The 17,003-nt window shown below is 65.4% G+C and carries 17 protein-coding genes; 11 read left to right on the top strand and 6 right to left on the bottom strand.

The genetic code is table 11. The annotated features are described in order from the left end of the window. Positions 1 to 76: 76 nt before the first annotated feature. Positions 77 to 373, top strand: coding sequence for a MarR family transcriptional regulator (locus J0X27_RS12495; protein ID WP_207269511.1), 297 nt, complete (start codon positions 77 to 79; stop codon positions 371 to 373). A gap of 45 nt (positions 374 to 418) precedes the next feature. Continuing rightward, the gene (locus J0X27_RS12490) at positions 419 to 832 is read left to right on the top strand and encodes a hypothetical protein (protein ID WP_207269510.1); all 414 of its coding nucleotides are present in this window, start codon (positions 419 to 421) and stop codon (positions 830 to 832) included. Between the two features lie 20 nt (positions 833 to 852). Here the strand turns inward: J0X27_RS12490 and J0X27_RS12485 are convergent, their stop codons facing one another. Then, complete coding sequence (locus J0X27_RS12485) at positions 853 to 1,728, bottom strand: NAD+ synthase (RefSeq protein ID WP_207269509.1); 876 nt, start codon at positions 1,726 to 1,728, stop codon at positions 853 to 855. Between the two features lie 276 nt (positions 1,729 to 2,004). Further along, positions 2,005 to 2,607 (bottom strand): hypothetical protein, encoded by a 603-nt coding sequence (locus tag J0X27_RS12480; protein WP_207269508.1) that lies wholly within the window; start codon positions 2,605 to 2,607, stop codon positions 2,005 to 2,007. A 166-nt stretch (positions 2,608 to 2,773) separates the two neighbouring features. Between J0X27_RS12480 and J0X27_RS12475 the strand changes: the two genes are divergently transcribed. From J0X27_RS12475 to J0X27_RS12460, 4 genes are all read left to right on the top strand, one after another. After that, the gene (locus J0X27_RS12475) at positions 2,774 to 3,499 is read left to right on the top strand and encodes a bacteriorhodopsin (protein ID WP_207269507.1); all 726 of its coding nucleotides are present in this window, start codon (positions 2,774 to 2,776) and stop codon (positions 3,497 to 3,499) included. Between the two features lie 216 nt (positions 3,500 to 3,715). Further along, entirely contained in the window at positions 3,716 to 4,591 is an 876-nt protein-coding gene (locus J0X27_RS12470; protein ID WP_207269506.1) for a bacteriorhodopsin, read from the top strand. A 196-nt stretch (positions 4,592 to 4,787) separates the two neighbouring features. Next, on the top strand, positions 4,788 to 5,570 hold the full coding sequence (locus tag J0X27_RS12465; protein ID WP_207269505.1) for a lycopene cyclase domain-containing protein: 783 nt from the start codon (positions 4,788 to 4,790) through the stop codon (positions 5,568 to 5,570). Then, the gene (locus tag J0X27_RS12460) at positions 5,560 to 6,621 is read left to right on the top strand and encodes a Brp/Blh family beta-carotene 15,15'-dioxygenase (protein ID WP_207269504.1); all 1,062 of its coding nucleotides are present in this window, start codon (positions 5,560 to 5,562) and stop codon (positions 6,619 to 6,621) included. Before J0X27_RS12465 ends, J0X27_RS12460 begins: the two co-directional genes overlap by 11 nt. Before the next feature lie 182 nt (positions 6,622 to 6,803). Here J0X27_RS12460 and J0X27_RS12455 read toward each other — a convergent pair whose 3' ends face one another. Next, on the bottom strand, positions 6,804 to 8,681 hold the full coding sequence (locus J0X27_RS12455) for a PINc/VapC family ATPase (protein ID WP_207269503.1): 1,878 nt from the start codon (positions 8,679 to 8,681) through the stop codon (positions 6,804 to 6,806). Positions 8,682 to 8,836: 155 nt separating this feature from the next. Here J0X27_RS12455 and J0X27_RS12450 point away from each other — a divergent pair, with 155 nt between their 5' ends. Both J0X27_RS12450 and J0X27_RS12445 read left to right on the top strand, forming a co-directional pair. Beyond that, positions 8,837 to 10,483 carry a globin-coupled sensor protein gene (locus tag J0X27_RS12450; protein ID WP_207269502.1) on the top strand — a complete coding sequence of 549 codons (1,647 nt, stop codon included), beginning with the start codon at positions 8,837 to 8,839 and terminating at the stop codon, positions 10,481 to 10,483. Positions 10,484 to 10,641: 158 nt separating this feature from the next. Beyond that, entirely contained in the window at positions 10,642 to 11,784 is a 1,143-nt protein-coding gene (locus J0X27_RS12445; RefSeq protein ID WP_207269501.1) for a M20 family metallopeptidase, read from the top strand. A 41-nt stretch (positions 11,785 to 11,825) separates the two neighbouring features. Here J0X27_RS12445 and J0X27_RS12440 read toward each other — a convergent pair whose 3' ends face one another. Continuing rightward, a complete protein-coding gene (locus J0X27_RS12440) occupies positions 11,826 to 12,194 on the bottom strand; it encodes a hypothetical protein (RefSeq protein ID WP_207269500.1) in 369 nt (122 codons plus the stop codon). Positions 12,195 to 12,438: 244 nt separating this feature from the next. Here J0X27_RS12440 and J0X27_RS12435 point away from each other — a divergent pair, with 244 nt between their 5' ends. The 3 genes from J0X27_RS12435 to J0X27_RS12425 all read left to right on the top strand — a co-directional run bounded on the left by J0X27_RS12435 (position 12,439) and on the right by J0X27_RS12425 (position 15,500). Beyond that, positions 12,439 to 13,971 (top strand): carboxypeptidase M32, encoded by a 1,533-nt coding sequence (locus tag J0X27_RS12435; RefSeq protein WP_207269499.1) that lies wholly within the window; start codon positions 12,439 to 12,441, stop codon positions 13,969 to 13,971. Positions 13,972 to 14,137: 166 nt separating this feature from the next. Continuing rightward, the gene (locus J0X27_RS12430; protein ID WP_207269498.1) at positions 14,138 to 14,881 is read left to right on the top strand and encodes an SDR family oxidoreductase; all 744 of its coding nucleotides are present in this window, start codon (positions 14,138 to 14,140) and stop codon (positions 14,879 to 14,881) included. Between the two features lie 172 nt (positions 14,882 to 15,053). Then, complete coding sequence (locus J0X27_RS12425; protein ID WP_207269497.1) at positions 15,054 to 15,500, top strand: hypothetical protein; 447 nt, start codon at positions 15,054 to 15,056, stop codon at positions 15,498 to 15,500. A gap of 350 nt (positions 15,501 to 15,850) precedes the next feature. Here the strand turns inward: J0X27_RS12425 and J0X27_RS12420 are convergent, their stop codons facing one another. Together J0X27_RS12420 and J0X27_RS12415 are read right to left on the bottom strand one after the other, a co-directional pair. Further along, entirely contained in the window at positions 15,851 to 16,285 is a 435-nt protein-coding gene (locus J0X27_RS12420; RefSeq protein ID WP_207269496.1) for a metal-dependent transcriptional regulator, read from the bottom strand. 130 nt (positions 16,286 to 16,415) lie between these two features. Beyond that, a complete protein-coding gene (locus tag J0X27_RS12415) occupies positions 16,416 to 16,910 on the bottom strand; it encodes a rubrerythrin (RefSeq protein ID WP_097380348.1) in 495 nt (164 codons plus the stop codon). Between the last annotated feature and the right edge of the window lie 93 nt (positions 16,911 to 17,003).

Here is a 17,003-nt window from a genome sequence, read left to right as displayed (position 1 = left end):
CAGTATCGTAATCTACCACACTCTCGATCCCAGTAAGGCTCAACTTTTATACTTCTGGGGCGTTTCGAATCGTAATATGGCAGAGACCGACGGGGAGGAAATCGAAGACTTGCCACCGAGTGCGAAACTCGTCTTCAAGGTCCTCGAGTACGACGGGCCGCTGACGCAAAAACAGATCGTCGAAGAATCGATGCTCTCGGCCCGGACGGTACGATACGCGCTCGAGCGGCTCGAAGAGATCGGGATCGTCGACGAGGACATCTACTTTGCTGACGCTCGACAGAGCCTCTACCGGCTCGAGGAACCGGTCGCAGCCGACGGGAACGGCGGCGTCGACGAGTCCCCGAAAAAGGACGCCTGCTGCGCGGAATAACGGGGCAAGCGGCAGTATTATTTTCCAGCGGTGACCGTCCTCGATATGGACAAAGAGCGGTTACCGCGATGGGGGTGGCTGCTGGCCGGCCTGTTCGTCGCGGCACTGGTCGCAAATCTGCTCAACCTATTCGTACTCGTGCCGACGGTGTTCCCCGAGGAATACCGGGCGGTCACGGTCATCACGACGATGTCGCCGGTGTTGATCTACGTCGGCGTCTGGTACGACGAGCACCGACAGCACTACTGGGAGCAATCGGGGGCGCATATCGCCGGCGACGTCCTGTTCGTCGTGACGGGGGCTGCCCTGGGATCGGCGATCGTGCTCGTTGCGATCATCGATTTCGGGATTCCCGCCTTCCTCCGTGAAGTTCTCGCGATGGGTGCCGGATTCCTCATGTCGTGGGGGCTGTTCTGGTGGCGCAACCCCGACGTCTACGCCGACGAATCCGCGCGGTGAACCACTACGTGTCCCGCCCGTCAGCGATCGATCCCCGGCGTCGGCGGCGTGGTCCGTTTGTGTTCGCTGTCGGCGTGCAACGACGCGATCTCGCGAGCCGTCTCGCGGTCGATCCGCAGATCCGCGATCGCCTCCTCGAGCGAGTGCTCCGCGTCGACGAGCCGGTACAGTAGCGGATCGATGACCTCGTATCGCGCGCCGAGTTCGCCGGCGTCGGTCTGCGTGGCCCAGAACCCAGCCGTCGGCTCCTTGGAGATGATCCGCCGCGGGAGCCCGACGTGCTTCGCGAGTGCGCGGACCTCCGTCTTGTAGCAGTCGCCGATCGGATAGGCGTCGGCTCCACCGTCTCCATACTTCGTGAAGTAGCCCAGCAACCGCTCGGAACGGTTCGCAGTGCCGAGGACGAGCCGTGACTGGCGATTCGCCGCGTAGTAGGCGGTGACCATCCGCAGCCGCGCGACGGCGTTACCGACCTCCTGAGTGCGGTCGTCGGGCCGCCCGCGCTCGTCCGATTCCGGCTCGAGTTCGGTCGCGACCGTTCCCTCGAAGGCCTCGAGGAGCGGTCGCAACTGAATCTCTTCGTAATCGATCCCCAGTCCCTCGGCGAGCGTCCGGGCGTCGCTGACGTGGGTCCCGTCCGTCTTGTGACAGGGCAGCCCCAGTCCGAGCACGTTCTCGTTGCCCACGGCTTCGACCGCGAGCGCCGCCGTCAGCGTCGAGTCGAGGCCGCCGCTCATCGCCACGACGACGCCGTCCGCGCCGGCGTCGGCGACGCTTGTCCGAATCGCGTCCACGATCCGCTCGCGGACGACCTCGAGCGAGCGGCGATCCGTGACGAACGCCCCGTTCGTACGCTCCACGTCCGAGAAGACGAACGTCGTCCTATCTACGCTCATGCGCTGGAATCACTCCGTTGTTCACGTGAGATCCGAACGTTTGTCTCGTATATGAAGATAATCCTTAAACACCTAGTTGCTGTACCCGTGTTGAAGACACACACGGTCCAGAATCTGGGGGATTTGGTGATTATGCATCCACTTCCTTGCCTCGAAGGCCGCCCTTCCGTACGTTTGCAGTCTTCCCGTCGGCGGGATCGATCGTCACCGGGTTCTTCCGGTCGCTCGCTCGAGTTCCGCCGCGAGGATCCGTGAGGGAGGTCCCCGGATCGTCGTTTACTTCGAGGAGAGGTATCGGCCGGCGGCGTAGACGACGCAGGAACTGATCGCTGCCGCGGCACCGACGGCGATCACGGGTACCGGGACGCCGGTCCGTCCGTAGGGATCTCGCGGCGCGGATTCGACGACGGCGGTGACGGTCTCGATGCCGGCGTGGCCGAGCAGGAAGAACCCGACGGTAATCAGGATCGCGAAGCCGCCGGTCGCCAGTCCGAACATCGACGCGACGTCCTCGACGTTCAGTAGCGCGTGTACCTGCGACTCCGATAGGTGGGGTTCGTACCGCCGGCGCGCGATCGCCACCGCGACGAGACAGGTCGCAGTCCCCAGCTCGATGCCGCCGGCGTAGACCCCGACCCAGAGGACCAGCGGCGACGACCACAGCGGATCACCGCCCGGGAACGCCGCTTGCACCGCCGACGGATAGGTGGCGACGATCGGAACGACGAGCGCGAGCGCGAACAGCAGGCCGCTCTGGTAGACGAGCTTTTGGGGAATGCGGCGCTTGATCAGCGCGTATCGCTCTACTCTGAGTCGTTCGTACGTCGAGTCGCCGAGGAGTGCGTCCGCGATCGGATCGTTCGGATCAGTCGAAGTCATCTGTTGTGGAGGGCGTTTCGCGATCGGGTCATGCGACTGAACACAGAACGCCTCAAAATACGCTGCGATTTCACTCGCAACGTCACATTTCTGGACATACACGCTACAATGAGTGTTATTTTCGTTAGGCTCAACCGGTATATATTGGTCCTTCCTAGCAACCACCATGGCCGCAACAGTTGGCCCAGAATCCATTTGGCTGTGGATCGGCACGATCGGAATGACCCTCGGAACCCTGTATTTCGTCGGGCGTGGACGCGGCGTTCGCGACCGAAAGATGCAGGAGTTCTACATCATCACGATCTTCATTACGACCATCGCCGCTGCGATGTACTTCGCGATGGCGACCGGCTTCGGCGTCACCGAAGTCATGGTCGGCGACGAAGCGCTCACGATCTACTGGGCGCGCTACGCCGACTGGCTGTTCACGACGCCGCTGTTGCTGCTCGACCTCTCGCTGCTGGCCGGGGCGAACCGAAACACGATCGCGACGCTGATCGGACTCGACGTCTTCATGATCGGGACCGGTATGATCGCGGCGTTCGCGTCCACCCCGGGTACCCGGATCGCCTGGTGGGCGATCAGCACCGGCGCTCTGCTCGCCCTGCTGTACGTCCTCGTCGGGACGCTCTCCGAGAACGCGCGCAGTCAGTCCCCGGAGGTCGCATCGCTGTTCGGGCGACTCCGCAACCTGGTTATCGTGCTGTGGTTCCTCTACCCGGTGGTCTGGATCCTCGGCACGGAGGGGACGTTCGGCATCCTTCCACTGTACTGGGAAACCGCCGCGTTCATGGTACTCGATCTCTCGGCGAAGGTCGGATTCGGAGTGGTCCTGCTCCGGAGTCGCTCCGTCCTGGAGCGAGTCACGACGCCGACGGCCGCACCGGCCTGAAAACGCACATCGACTTCCGCAGTCGGCTTCGCGACGCTCGTCTCGCAGCCGACCCGCGACCGATTTCCTTTGCCGGTTCGAACGTGAGTACCGACCGTCGGCACCCGAACCGACGCGATAGCGGAGTCCCCGCCCGCCTTCCAGTTACTGCTCGTGAGTGTCCGACTCGAGACGGACACTCGTTTATGTGTCGCGCCGGTGAAGTGATCTCCGTTCATGCAGTCAGTCCACGACCTCGGTTTTCGCGCCCAGCGCGCCGTCCTGCAAAACGGCGCGGCGGACCGGGAACTATTCGAGTACGTCTTCGGCGGTGACAACACCTTGCTCGCGCTGTCGTTCGTCCTCAATATCGCCCTCGCGGGGATCACCATCCTCGCGATCGCCTACCTCGGACGGCACCTGACGGACCCCCGTTCGAAGGCGATCGCGACGGCACTGATGCTGATCTCGATCGTTTCGATCTCGAGTTACACCGGGCTCACGTCGGGGCTGACGCTGGGCGTCGTCGAGATGCCGCCGGGCCATCCGGCCGCGGGTGCGACGACGGCCGGTCAGGACGGCGTCCTGACGATGTGGGGTCGATACCTCACGTGGACGTTCTCGACCCCGTTCATCCTGATCGCACTCGGGATGATCGCCGGGTCGGACTGGACGAAGATCCTCACGGCCTGTGCGTTTACGATCACGATGTGTGTCACTGGCCTCGCCGCCGCGTTGACCACGTCCTCGCTGGTGCTTCGCTGGTGGTGGTTCGTCCTGTCAACGATTTTCTTCCTCGTGATCGTCTCCATCATTCTCGTCGACTGGACCGCCGAGGCGTCGGCGACGGGAACGGCCGATCTGTTCCGGACGCTGAAACTCCTCACCGTCGTCGGCTGGTTCGGCTATCCGATCCTCTGGGCGCTCGGCGTCGAGGGATTCGCCGTGCTGGACGTCACCGTCACCTCCTGGGGGTACAGCATCCTCGACGTGATCACGAAGTACGTCGTGACCTTCGTCGCCATGCTCTACATCGTCGACGAACCCGACGCGATCACCGGCGGGGCGGACTACGGCACCAGCATGCCCGGACTCGACCCGGGCGACGACTGATCGAACCGAATTCCGTCCGCCCCGCAATCGATCCGTGACCGCCGACGGTGTTTCCGTTCCGGGTACGTCTTCCCGATCGATTTCGATCGAACGTCCACGACCGTCCCTAACCAGTATGGACACGGCGCTATTGGGCTCCCGTTCGTACCCCGCCTACGGGGATTTCGGCTCCTACCGCTGCGCCGTCGACTCACCCATGACCACCCAGTTCACGTACTTCGGAATCCACTTCGCGTTCCTGCTGCCGCCAATCCTGATTCTGGGGTGGCTCGCGATCCGGCGCGACCGTGCCTGGTGGGGGGTTCGCCCCCTCTCGGGACTCGGCATCATGATCGCCCTCGCCATCGTCTACACGACGCCCTTTACCAACCGCCTCATCCCCGTCGGCGTCTGGTGGTACGGAGAGGGTGCCGTCCTCGCGACCGTCTGGTACACGCCGATCGAGGAGTACCTCTTCTTCGTCCTCCAACCGATACTGACCGCGCTCTGGCTGTTTCAGGTGAGACCGACCGCCGATCGGTCGCTGGCGATTCCTCGCACGCATCGACTGCTCGGCGTCGCCGGCGGGCTGGCGATCGCCGTTATCGGCTGGGCACTTCTCGACAACACCCCGACGTACTATCTGGGCTGGCTGCTCCTCTGGGCTGGGCCGGTCCTCGCTCTCCAGTGGGGGTTCGGGTCGACGTACCTGTGGAACGTCCGCCGGCCGCTGCTGGTCGCGATCGCCGTCCCGACGCTGTACCTCTGGCTCGTCGACCGGATCGCGATCGAACTCGGTGTCTGGGTCATCTCCGATGCGCACACTACCGGGTACGCGCTCCTCGGACTCCCGATCGAAGAGGCGCTGTTCTTCCTCGTGACCAATCTCTTCGTCGTTCAGGGGATCACCATGTACGTCTGGGTACTCGATCGAATCGGCGGCGTTTCGGCGTGGACGAACGCATCGCCGCGGCTTCCGACGAGTTCCGATGACCGGTGACGCGATCGATCGGCGCACCGACGTGCGAGCGAGCGTCGAAGGCCGATCGCGAGCCGCTCGGCTAACCCTCTGGTTCGGTTCGCCGCTCGCCGTCGCTGCCGTCGCGACGATCGCGTTCGGAGCGCCGCCGCTCGTCTACCAGTACGTGCCGCTGGCGCTCAGCGTCCTCGTTCTCGGCCTTCCCCACGGCGCCGTCGACCACCTCGTGGTACCGCGGGCCCGAGACGACCCGGTAACGCCGCGATCGCTCGCGTTCGTCGGCGTCCTCTACCTGCTCCTCGGATCCGCCTACGCCCTCGTCTGGGTTCTCGCACCCGTCGCCGCGTTCGTCCTGTTCATCCTCGTCACGCTCGTCCACTGGGGGCAGGGTGACGTCTATGCGCTCCTCGAGTTCGTCGGCGCCGACCACCTCGAGACGCGGGCCAGCCGGCTGCTCACCCTCCTCGTCAGGGGCGGCCTCCCGATGCTCGTCCCGCTGGTCGCCTTTCCGGCGCAGTACGCGTTCGTCGCCGAGACGATCGTCGAACTGTTCGATCCGGGCGCTGCGACCGCGCTCGAGCCCCTCTTCGAACCGGCGGTTCGGGCGGCCGTGGCGGTCGGATTCGGATCCCTGATCGCACTCTCGCTCGCCCTCGGGTTCTGCCGAACGAGCCCCGGCGAGCGGCGGCCGTGGCTCGCCGACGCCGCGGAGACGCTGGGTCTCGTCGGCTACTTCGCCACCGTCCCGCCGATCCTCGCGATCGGCCTGTATTTCTGTTTCTGGCACTCGCTCCGACACGTCCTCAGAACGATGCTCGTGGATCCCGTCGCCAGCGCGGCCCTCGAGCGCGGGGCGATTCGGGCCGCGTTTCGCCGCTTCGCCCGTGACGCGACACCGCTGACCGTCGCCGCGCTGGCCGTCCTCGTCGGTATCTGGCTCGTCGTCCCGCGGACGCCCGCGACCGTCCCCGACGTCCTCGCGGTCTACCTGGTCGGCATCGCCGTGCTGACGCTTCCGCACGTCGTCGTGGTCTCGTTGCTCGACCGGGAAGAAGGAATCTGGTCCCCCTGAGTGGGCTGTTGGCTACTCGCACACGTCGCCCCCTGCGAGAGCTCCGCTCTCGCTGGCTCTTCGCTCGGTTCACTCGCGACGATGCCGAAAATCCGCTCGATCCCTGACTCGCTGGCGGTACCCCTCGTCTCGACGCGAGGTCTCGCGCCGCGTCCGGTCACGCGCGATCCAATACCCGAACCCTACGACGGGACGACCGTCACCGGGTCCTTCCGGTCGATCGCCCGCTCGAGTTCCTCCGCGATCGCGCTGCCCCGCGAAACCTGAATCTCGCCGCCGCGACTCACCGTCGCGGTAAAGAGGTACTCGCCGGCGGCCTGAATCTCGACGGTCTCGCCGTGGTTGCCGTCGACGGGGATGACGATGTGCCGGGAGGTGATCTCGGGCTGGACCATCTGGCCGGCCTGTGATCCGCCGCCACCGCCGCCGTTGGCGCTGGCACCGCCGCCACCGCCGCCCGCGCCGTAGTTGGGGTTCTCGTCGTGGGTCCGGACGTCGATGTCGATGCCCAGTCGGTTCTCGACGTCGGTGATCCGACCACCGCCCTTGCCGATGACGCTCGAGATGTCGTCTTCCTCGACGTAGACGACGGCCGTGTCCTGACTCTTGAGTTCGACGTCGACGTAGCCGCGGGCGATCGAGCGGATCTCCCGTTCGATCTCCTGTTTGGCGATGCGGTCGACGCCGGACTCGTTGGCCGGGCCGCCGTCCTCGTCTTTCAGCGGGACGGTGACGACCTGGCGGTTGAAGGTGTAGATCTCGTACTCCGGCTCGCCGGTCTGGAAGTTCGTGACCTGGATGACGGGGCGGGCGAGGTCCTCCTCGGTGAGTCCGGCGGGGACCTTGACTTCGGTCCTGACGTCGTAGACCGTTTCGACCTCGCCGGCCTCGATGTAGACGACGGTGTCGACGACCTGGGGGATCATCCCGAGTTCGACCCGTCCGACCAGTCGCTGGAGCGAGTCGATCGGTCGCGTCGCGTGGACGACGCCGATCATTCCGACGCCCGCGAGCCGCATGTCCGCGAAGACCTCGAAGTCGTTGGTCTTGCGGACCTCGTCGTAGATCGTGTAGTCCGGCCGAACCATCAACAGGGCGTCGGCGGTCTTTGCCATCTCGCCACCCAGTTCCGTGTACTGGGTGATGTCGGGGCCGACCTGCAGGTCCCGTGGTTTCTCCATCGTCTTGACGGAGTAATCGTGATCCGCGATGTAGCGGGCGACCGCTTGGGCGAACGTCGACTTCCCCGCTCCGGGTGCACCCGAAATGAGGACGCCACGCTGGCGCTCGAGCAGCCGCTCTTTCAGCTCGTCGGCGTGTTCGTAGTCCTCGATGTCGGTCTGGGCGATCGGGCGGACGGCGGTGATCTCGATCCCGTCGGAGAAGGGTGGACGGCCGATCGCGATCCGGTAGTCCCGGAACTGGACGATCTTCATGCCCGGTTCCGACAGTTCGATGAAGCCGTCGGAGGCTTCCTTCGCGCCGTCGACGACCTCGCGGGCGTACTCGTCCATCGTCGCCTCGTCGAGGGAGTCGTCGGCGATCGCCTCGTAACGCATTTCGCCGAGTTCGCCGCGTTTGGCCTTCGGGACGGCGTCGGTCTTGAGATGGACGCTCATCGTCTTCTCGTCGAAGAACTCCTCGACGGCCAGCGTTCCGACCTCGCGGACTTCGGGGGAGACGCGTTCGACGTCGAGTCCTTTCGCCCGTGCGACCTCGGCCTGGACGACGTCGCTGGTGATGAAGGTCGCATCGAGGTCCTCCGCGAGATCGCGAATCAGGGCGTCGATCTCCCCCTCCGAGGCGTGACCTCGCTCGATGGCGTTGGGTCGCTCGCCGACGTACTCGAGGTCGACGACGCCGTCGTCGGCCAGCTCGGCCAGCCGCTGGAGTTCCTCGAGGCCGTCCCAGCCGCTGTCGATCCCGTCGTTTGCCTGCGCCTCGAGTTCCGCGACGACCGCCTCGGGGACGCAGATCGTCGCTCCCTCGAACTGCCCGTCTTCGATTGTCGCCGAGACGCGGCCGTCGATGACCACGCTCGTATCCGGCACGACGTTCATACCTAAACTGGTCGACGTACGCGTATAAGGGTGTCCACAACGGATCCGAACATGGGTTCTATTCACACGCAACCGTCCGTGTGGTGCCGACACGTGTTCCTATCCCGCGGGAACATACAAATAAACTTAACCGAAACCCCGAACACGTTTGTCGTATGCAACCGGAGCAGACGTTCGGTCGGGGTGGACTCAACGGCTTTCTCGACGTCGACGATCTCATCGATCGGATCGGGCTCGATGAGGACGAGATCGCCTGGCGAAAGGAGTTCATCGGCTTCGACGAGGACGACGAACGACGGCTGGCGGATCTCGAGTCGATGATGCGGGACAACCGCGAGGAGATCGCCGACGACTTCTACGAAAACGTGTTGCACTACGAGCAGACGCGAGCGATCGTCGACCGATCACCGAAAGACGTCGACGCGCTCAAACAGACCCAGCAGGCGTATCTCGTCTCGCTGGCGAGCGGTTCCTACGATCAGTCGTACTTCCAGAACCGGACACGAATCGGGAAACTCCACGAAATGCTCGATATGCCCCTGAAACAGTACATCGGGCAGTACGGCGTCTACTACGATCTCATCCTCTCGCGGTTGAACGAGCGGATGCAGCGACAGGTCGTCGACGCCATCGAGGAGTGGGCAGCGGAACGCGATACCGACGGAGACGAGGGCGGACTCGGTCGGTTCGTCGGCGCACTGGGACTGGGCGGCGGGGACGAGGAGATCCCCGACGGCCTCGAGGAGTCGTTCGAAGCCGCCGTCAGGGACGCAATCGACGACGGCATGATGGACGTCCTCTCCTTGTTGCGGATCATCAATCTCGACATGCAGGTCGCGACCGAAACGTACGTCGACTCCTACGCCCAGCGACTCGAGGAGTCGATCGAACGACGCAGACGGCTCGCTCGCGAGGTCGAAGAGGACGTACAGACGCCGATCACCGAACTCCACGAAGCGAGCGAGGTCGTCGCACGACGCGCCGAGGCGATCAGCACCCACACCGAGTCACAGGCGAACAGCATCACCACGGCTGCGGGCGAACTCAACGAGGTGAGCGCTGCCGTCGAAGAGGTCGCGAGCGTCGCGGACGAGGTTCGAACGGAAAGCGAACGAACCGAGCAACTCGCGGCGGCGGGCGTCGACGCGGCCGACGAGGCGCTGGACGAACTCGAGGCGATCGAAACCGCGACCGACCGCGTCGCCGATGCCGCCGATTCCCTGGCCGAGCGGACCGACGAGATCGACGCCATCGTCGAGCGCCTCGACGATCTCGCCGAGCGGACGACGGTGCTGGCGGCGAACGCGAAGATCGAATCCTCTCGAGCGGACAGCGGCGGCGGTGAGACGATGGGAGTGATCGCCAGCGAAGTACGCTCGTTCGCCGAGCAGACGAAATCCGATCTCGCGGAGATCGAAAGCGCCGTCGAGGCCGTCCGCGAGGACGCCGCAGCCACGGTCGAAACGACCGAGGAAACGGTCGCCCGCGTCGATACCGGGACGGACCGCGTCCGGAAGACGGTCGACTCGCTCGAGGAGATCCACGACGCCGCAGAGGGGACCGCGGCGGGGATGGAAGACGTGGCGGCTGCGGCCGACCAGCAAGCACACGGCGTCGAGGCGACGGCCGAAACGCTCGAAGGGCTCTCGGATTCGGCCGACAAGGTCGCGAGCGCTGCGGAATCGATGGCGGCGGCGAGCCAACAGCAGACGGCGAGTCTTCGCGAGGTCCACGACTCCGTCACGCGGCTCACCGACGACGACCCAGGGGTCGAGCCACCGGCGTACGAACGGATCGACTGAGACGGGTTGCTGTCCCGGTGGAACCGCAGGGCGGTCCCAGTCCCACCGGCACTGACGGACAGGAGACCGTCTGAGGAGTCCAAACGCGAGGTACGATCGGCCGATCGGGCACAACCGGTTTCGGAGCACTGAACACGACAGCTATCGATACGCCCGGCATGAGCGTCGTCGATCTGACCCGCGACCTCGTCGCGATCCCGAGCCACGAAGACGAGACCGCTGCCGGCGACTTCCTCGAGGACTGGCTGCGCCGCGAGACCGACGCTACCGTGACTCGAGACGCTGTCGGAAACGTGATCGCCCGGAAGGGAAGCGGTCCGGAGACCCTCGCGTTCGTCGGTCATCACGACGTCGTCGAGCCGACCGGGGCACAGGTCGCGAACGCGGACGGAGACGACCCGAACGAGTACGTCGTCGAGGAACGCGACGGCCGTCTCTACGGTCGCGGAACGGCCGACATGAAAGGGGCGCTCGCAGCCGCCCTGCTCGCGTTTCGGGACAGCGAGGTGCGAACGCCCTCGAGCGGTCGGACGCAGTCCGGCGACGCCGACTCCGCCGGCGAACTCGTCGTCGCGAGCTTCGTCGGTGAGGAGGTCGGCGGGGTCGGCGCACAGCACGCGCTCGAGACCGGATTCGCACCCGACTACGCCGTCGTCGGCGAAGGGTCGACCGACTACTCCGGGCCGGACGTCACCGACGTGGCCATCGCCCACAAGGGTCGCCGCGGGAGCACGATCACCGCGCACGGAACCGCGGCACACGCCAGCGAGGCCGATACCGGCGAGAACGCGATCTATCGCGCTACCGAGGCCATCGATGGCGTCCGCAGCCTCCAGCCTCCGTCGGTCGACGTGGCCGGCGAGACACTCGAGGGACGGCTCACGGTCACCGAGATCGATGGCGGCTCGGCGATGAACGTCGTTCCCGCCCGCTGTGAGTTCACGGTCGACGAGCGGACGGTCCCCGGCGAACGGGCCGCCCTCGAGCGGGTCACAGAACCCGCGGGCATCGAGTGGACGGTCGATCAGGACCTGCCACCGATGCGCTGTACGGACGAGGCCTTCGCCGAGTGCGTTCTCGAGGCCGCCGCCGCGTCGCAGGCGGGGGCTCCCGAACTCGTGACGAAACCCCACGCGACCGACGCGGGTTGGCTCTCACGGGCCGGCACCGAGTGCGTGATCTACGGGCCGTCCGAACCCGGCGAAGCCCACACCGACGACGAGAGCGTCTCGATCGAGGTCCTCGAGCGATGTCGAGAGACCTACCGGCGGGTCGCACGGCGGTGGCTGACGGCCCGGTGAGTGCACCCGGCGTGACCCGCTGATCGATCGGTGGGCGGGCCTCAGAGACCCGGAACGCCGACTGCATCGAAGCCCGTCACGCCGAGTGCGGCGAGGGCATAGAGGACGATCAACACGGTGATCCAGGCGACGAGACCGATCATCGCCGCGGCGGTCCAGTCGCCGGGATACCGCCAGTTGATGACCGCGACGTAGGCGATGAGGGCGAGCAACGGCCCCACGAGCGGGATCCAGCCGACGACGAAGCCGACGATCGCCCAGACGATCGCGCCGATCAGGGCGGTCACGATGGCGTGATCGTAGTCCGCGCGACCGACGATGACTCGAGCACCCGCGTAGATGCCGACCGCGCCGATCAGGAGGCTCACGACGAACACGATTACTGACGCGACTGGTGAAGCGAGGGCCATAGCGAGACGACGTACGTCGGATCGGTGGAACAGTCCGGTGCTTGCACGTTCCGCATGTCTCTCATTGGCTTCCGAGGGAAGCGGAATAGCGCCACACGAGGTCGTTATCACGACGTCGTGATCGTCTCGTCGGTCGATACGTCCGCCGATCGAGTCCGGTCGCCGGACCGTCGTTCCCGATCGGTCGCGAACGAAGTACCCGGAACCACGACGTTGATAGCACTTCCGAGCAAAGGGTACGGCTATGGCGACCGATCAGGCCCAAAGCGACGCGAGCGAGGGCGACACCTACGACCAGTTCGAAGAGCGAGTGCGACGCATCTCGAACGTCGGGAACGCCGCCGGCATCCTCCGATGGGACCAGGAAGTCGTGATGCCCGACGAGGGGACCCCTGCCCGAGCACAACAGCTCTCGACGCTGTCCTCGATCAGTCACGAACTCCTGACCGCCGACGAGACGGGCGAACTGCTCGAGGAACTCGAAGGGAGCGACCTCGAGGACGAGCAGGCCGCCGTCGTCCGCGAGATCCGCCGGCGGTACGACCGCGAGACGAGCGTCCCACAGGAACTCGTCGAGGAGATATCGGCGACGGCGTCGAACGCCCACCCCAAGTGGAAGCAGGCGAAAGAGGACGACGACTTCGACCACTTCGCGCCGACCCTCGAGAAACTGGTCGATCTCAAGCGGGAGTACGCGGAGCACATCGATCCCGACGCCGACCCCTACGCCGTGCTCTTCGCGGACTACGAGCCCTACATCGACCTCGAGACCGCAGAGCGGGTCCTCGAACGACTCCGCGAGGAACTCGTCCCGCTGATCGATGCGATCGACGACAGCGACGCCGACCTCGCCACGGACGCCTTCGCGGGGGAGTTCGACGACGACGATCAGGAAGCGCTCGCACGCGACGTGCTGGACTCGCTGGGCTACGACTGGGACCGTGGCCGACTCGATACTGCGCCACATCCGTTCTCGTCGGGCACGCAGTTCGACGCCCGCGTGACGACCCGATTCGAGGAGGACGACCTCCTGGGCTCGATCACGTCGACGATCCACGAGTTCGGCCACGCGAACTACACCCTCGGACTTCCGGACGACGGCTACGGGACGCCGCTGGGCGAGGCGCGGGACCTCTCCGTCCACGAGTCCCAGTCCCGCCTCTGGGAGAACCACGTCGGCCGTTCTCGCGCCTTCTGGAAGCACTTCCTGCCGATCGCCCGCGATCGCTTCCCCGAACTCGCGGACGTCACACCCGAGGAGGCCTACGAGGCGGCCAACCAGGTCCACGACGATAACCTCATCCGCGTCGAGGCGGACGAACTCACCTACCACCTCCACATCGTGGTCCGCTTCGAGATCGAACGCGATCTGATCCGGGGCGACCTCGAGGTCTCCGAAATCCCCGAAGTCTGGAACGACAAGTACGAGGACTATCTGGGCGTGCGACCGGAGACGGACGCGGCGGGCTGCCTGCAGGACATCCACTGGTCCCACGGCGACTTCGGCTACTTCTCGACCTACTCGCTTGGATCGGTGCTCGCAGCACAGCTCTACGCCGCCGCGGAATCCGATCTCGGCGAGTTCGACGAGCAGATTCGCGAGGGCGAGTTCGGCGAACTCAACGGCTGGCTCCGCGAGAACGTCCACCAGCACGGCAAACGCTACGTCACGCCCGACCTGATCGAGCAGGCCACCGGCGAGGGGCTGACTGCGGACTCTTTCCTCGAGTACGTCACGTCGAAGTACGGCGACCTGTACGAACTCGAGGAGTACTGAGACGGACCGCTGTCAGTCAGCGCCGGCGAGCTTACGGACGGCTCCGGACCACTCGGGACAGGGGGACCGCATGACGCGTCGCTGCCCACCGGCTGTTGCCCGCTTTCGGAGCCTGTCGTTCCGCGACCCTCGTTTTTAGGAGCGGTGCTCGCCTACTCGTCGAACGATGTCCGAGACACTCGAACAGGGAACGGCAGTCGTAACGGGTGCGAGCTCCGGCATCGGCGCAGCGACCTGCCGCGAACTCGCGGCTGCGGGCGCGAACGTCGTCCTCGCGGCCCGCAGCGAGGACAGGTTGACGGAGCTGGCGGACGACCTCGAGACGACCCACGGCGTCGAGACGCTGGTCGTGCCGACGAACGTCCGCGAGGAAGACGCCGTCGACGCGCTCATCGACGACACGGTCGACGCCTTCGGCGGCCTCGACGTGCTGGTGAACAACGCGGGACTGGCCCGCGGGAGCGAGGTCGAGTCGCTCTCGACCGACGACTACGAGACGATGCAGGAGACCAACGTCGACGGCGTCTTCTACGCGACGCGGGCGGCGATCCCACACGTCCGCGAGCGGGACGGGCACCTGATTTTCGTCGCCAGCTTCGCCGGCCAGCACCCACGACCGGCCAACCCCGTCTACGCTGCAACGAAGTGGTGGGTACGGGGCTTTGCCAAGAGCCTCGCAGCCCAGATCGGCGACGACGATGTCGGATTCACCATCGTCAACCCCGCCGAGGTCCGCTCGGAGTTCGGAGCGGCAACGGGTGAGTCCTTCGCCGAGCGCTTCGACGAAGACGAGGCCAGCGACCCCGCCGAAGTCGCCGAAGCGATCCGATTCGCCGCGAGTCGGGAGGGCTCGAGCGTGAGCGAACTCGACATCAATCGCCGGGACAAGTTCGCCGACACCTTCCACTGAGACGGGCTGCTGTCCCGATCTCCCGGTGGGACCCCAGGGCGGTTCGCGGGTGCGCCGTCACTGGCGGACGGGAGTCGGTATGACAGCAGGAGCGATCGATCGCGGGGCGTATAAAACGGGGGTTGGTGTGCCGGGTACGGACGCTTCCGCTCCTGGCCCCCTCCCTTCGAGTATGCGACTCTCCATTCCGGGCGCACCGGGCGTCTACTTCGATACCGACGCGGAGTCGACGGCGATCAACGTCGCCCTGACCGCCGCCGGCCGACGAGCACCGAAACCCCAGGGGTACGCCATCCAGTTGCTGCCCTATCTCTGGTCGTTCGACGTCGACCTCCGAGACGTACCGACCGACCACCCGATCCAGTACCTCCATCCGGAAGGGGCACGAAGCCTGGGCGACCTCTCACCCCGGCGGGGCGTCCGCGAGGCCGGCACCGAACTCGAGTCGGTGTTGCGATTCGTCTGGTCGGTCAACGACGAACTCGAGTCGGCGACGACACAGTTCCTCGGGACGAGCGACGAGGTGGAGGAAGTCACGATCGAAATTCAGGAGGGCCGCGTCGGAGTCGACGGCAGCGAACTCGACACCGACGAGTTCGACACCCGCGGTGATGCCTAGCACGGATGAGCGAAACGCCCCCTCCCTTGCTCCGATTGAGGCGGGGCTGAACAACGAGCGGTTTCGCGGAGACCGGTTCGCTCACGGGCGGACCGTTCACACGTCTCTCACGACGGATGACGACGTCTCTCAACTACCCAAATAGCAGCCGCTCGTGGATATTTGAGAGACGGGGTAGGTCAGTCAGGTGAACGCGCGTGGAAACCACGTGCGCTGAAAGGTAGCTGTCTGACCGTGCCGTCTCTTCGTCCTTTCTCGTATCGCTACAAAACACCTCCGGTACGCGGATCCGGCGAGCGGTCCGGCTCATCGAGATCATCGCGCGTCGAGGGGACGCGCCAACCGAGAACTCAGTCCGCCCGTCCGCTGGCCTCGACCTCGAGCAGTTCACAGCAGTCCCGCTCGGCGTCGAAGCAGTCGGGACACTGGTCGGGCCGGTCGATGATCGTATCGAGTCGCTCCGCGACGGTGTCGTCGATGACGCTCTCGAGGGCACGAGCCTCGTCGCGAAACTCCTGGACCTCGAGGACGTTCGCGAGGAACCGCTCGATGATGCAGTAGGTCTGGAGGGCGTTGTGAGCGCGCTCGAGCCCCTCGTCGGTCAGGCTGGCTCCCTGATACTTCTCGTGGTCGACGAGTTCGCGGTCCTCGAGTTTTCCGATCATCTCGTTGACACTGGCCGGACTCACCTCGAGTAAGTCCGCGAGCGTGCCGGTCGATGCGGGGCCGTCCTCGATGCGCTGTGCCAGGTAGATCGCCTTGAGATATTGATCTGCAGTGTTCATCGGATCCCTCCATCGGTGTCGCTTCGTCCTACGACGGTCCCTCGCCGGTGTCCCCGAACCCGGGGGTCGATACGCGTCTCGGACGGCCGCTTCCCGCCCCGGACGGCCGCCGACGTTGCGATTACTCGACTCATGCTCTGTGCTCCATGATCTCGGTCACTTCCTCGACCCCCTCCTTTTCTTCCTCACGGATGGCCGTCAGCGTCTCGAGGAGTCGGTCACGGTCGACCGCGAACTCGGCGTCGGAGGCCTCGATCGCTTCGATCAAATCGTCGTAGAACTTGTAGGCCGTCTCCTCGTTTGCCAACTGATCGTAGAGGACGCCGTCCGTATCCTCCGGCGGGCCATACTGGGCGTCGACCAGGGCATTTATCTCCTCGTATCCGACGGTCTCCGCCTCGAGATCGTCGATCAGCGCCTCGAGTCGCTCGCGGTGATCGGCCGACTCCGCGGCGGCCTCCGCGAGCAACTCTTCGACCTCCGCATCGAAGTCCGCCCGCTCTTCGGGCGGTAAGGACTCGATGTGGTGGGCGGCGCGTGACTCGACGAGTTCCTCCAGCACGACCCCGATCTGCAGCAATCGGGTCAGCTGGTGGTCGCTCGAGACACGCTGTCCCAGACTCATGTCTCGACAAGAGAGCCGCTGTTACTTAGTCGTCTCGGAGCACCGACGGCGAAAACGAGCAGTCGAAACGGAGCGACGGCGAATCGAACCCGC

Origin of the sequence: Natrinema longum, from assembly GCF_017352095.1 — an archaeon.
GTDB classification, from domain to species: domain Archaea; phylum Halobacteriota; class Halobacteria; order Halobacteriales; family Natrialbaceae; genus Natrinema; species Natrinema longum.
This window is presented reverse-complemented; position numbering and strand designations above follow the sequence as displayed.

Coding starts and splice junctions, on each gene's coding strand:
- J0X27_RS12495 (WP_207269511.1), top strand. CDS start 77: ATGGCAGAGACCGACGGGGAGGAAATCGAAGACTTGCCACCGAGTGCG.
- J0X27_RS12490 (WP_207269510.1), top strand. CDS start 419: ATGGACAAAGAGCGGTTACCGCGATGGGGGTGGCTGCTGGCCGGCCTG.
- J0X27_RS12485 (WP_207269509.1), bottom strand. CDS start 1,728: ATGAGCGTAGATAGGACGACGTTCGTCTTCTCGGACGTGGAGCGTACG.
- J0X27_RS12480 (WP_207269508.1), bottom strand. CDS start 2,607: ATGACTTCGACTGATCCGAACGATCCGATCGCGGACGCACTCCTCGGC.
- J0X27_RS12475 (WP_207269507.1), top strand. CDS start 2,774: ATGGCCGCAACAGTTGGCCCAGAATCCATTTGGCTGTGGATCGGCACG.
- J0X27_RS12470 (WP_207269506.1), top strand. CDS start 3,716: ATGCAGTCAGTCCACGACCTCGGTTTTCGCGCCCAGCGCGCCGTCCTG.
- J0X27_RS12465 (WP_207269505.1), top strand. CDS start 4,788: ATGACCACCCAGTTCACGTACTTCGGAATCCACTTCGCGTTCCTGCTG.
- J0X27_RS12460 (WP_207269504.1), top strand. CDS start 5,560: ATGACCGGTGACGCGATCGATCGGCGCACCGACGTGCGAGCGAGCGTC.
- J0X27_RS12455 (WP_207269503.1), bottom strand. CDS start 8,681: ATGAACGTCGTGCCGGATACGAGCGTGGTCATCGACGGCCGCGTCTCG.
- J0X27_RS12450 (WP_207269502.1), top strand. CDS start 8,837: ATGCAACCGGAGCAGACGTTCGGTCGGGGTGGACTCAACGGCTTTCTC.
- J0X27_RS12445 (WP_207269501.1), top strand. CDS start 10,642: ATGAGCGTCGTCGATCTGACCCGCGACCTCGTCGCGATCCCGAGCCAC.
- J0X27_RS12440 (WP_207269500.1), bottom strand. CDS start 12,194: ATGGCCCTCGCTTCACCAGTCGCGTCAGTAATCGTGTTCGTCGTGAGC.
- J0X27_RS12435 (WP_207269499.1), top strand. CDS start 12,439: ATGGCGACCGATCAGGCCCAAAGCGACGCGAGCGAGGGCGACACCTAC.
- J0X27_RS12430 (WP_207269498.1), top strand. CDS start 14,138: ATGTCCGAGACACTCGAACAGGGAACGGCAGTCGTAACGGGTGCGAGC.
- J0X27_RS12425 (WP_207269497.1), top strand. CDS start 15,054: ATGCGACTCTCCATTCCGGGCGCACCGGGCGTCTACTTCGATACCGAC.
- J0X27_RS12420 (WP_207269496.1), bottom strand. CDS start 16,285: ATGAACACTGCAGATCAATATCTCAAGGCGATCTACCTGGCACAGCGC.
- J0X27_RS12415 (WP_097380348.1), bottom strand. CDS start 16,910: ATGAGTCTGGGACAGCGTGTCTCGAGCGACCACCAGCTGACCCGATTG.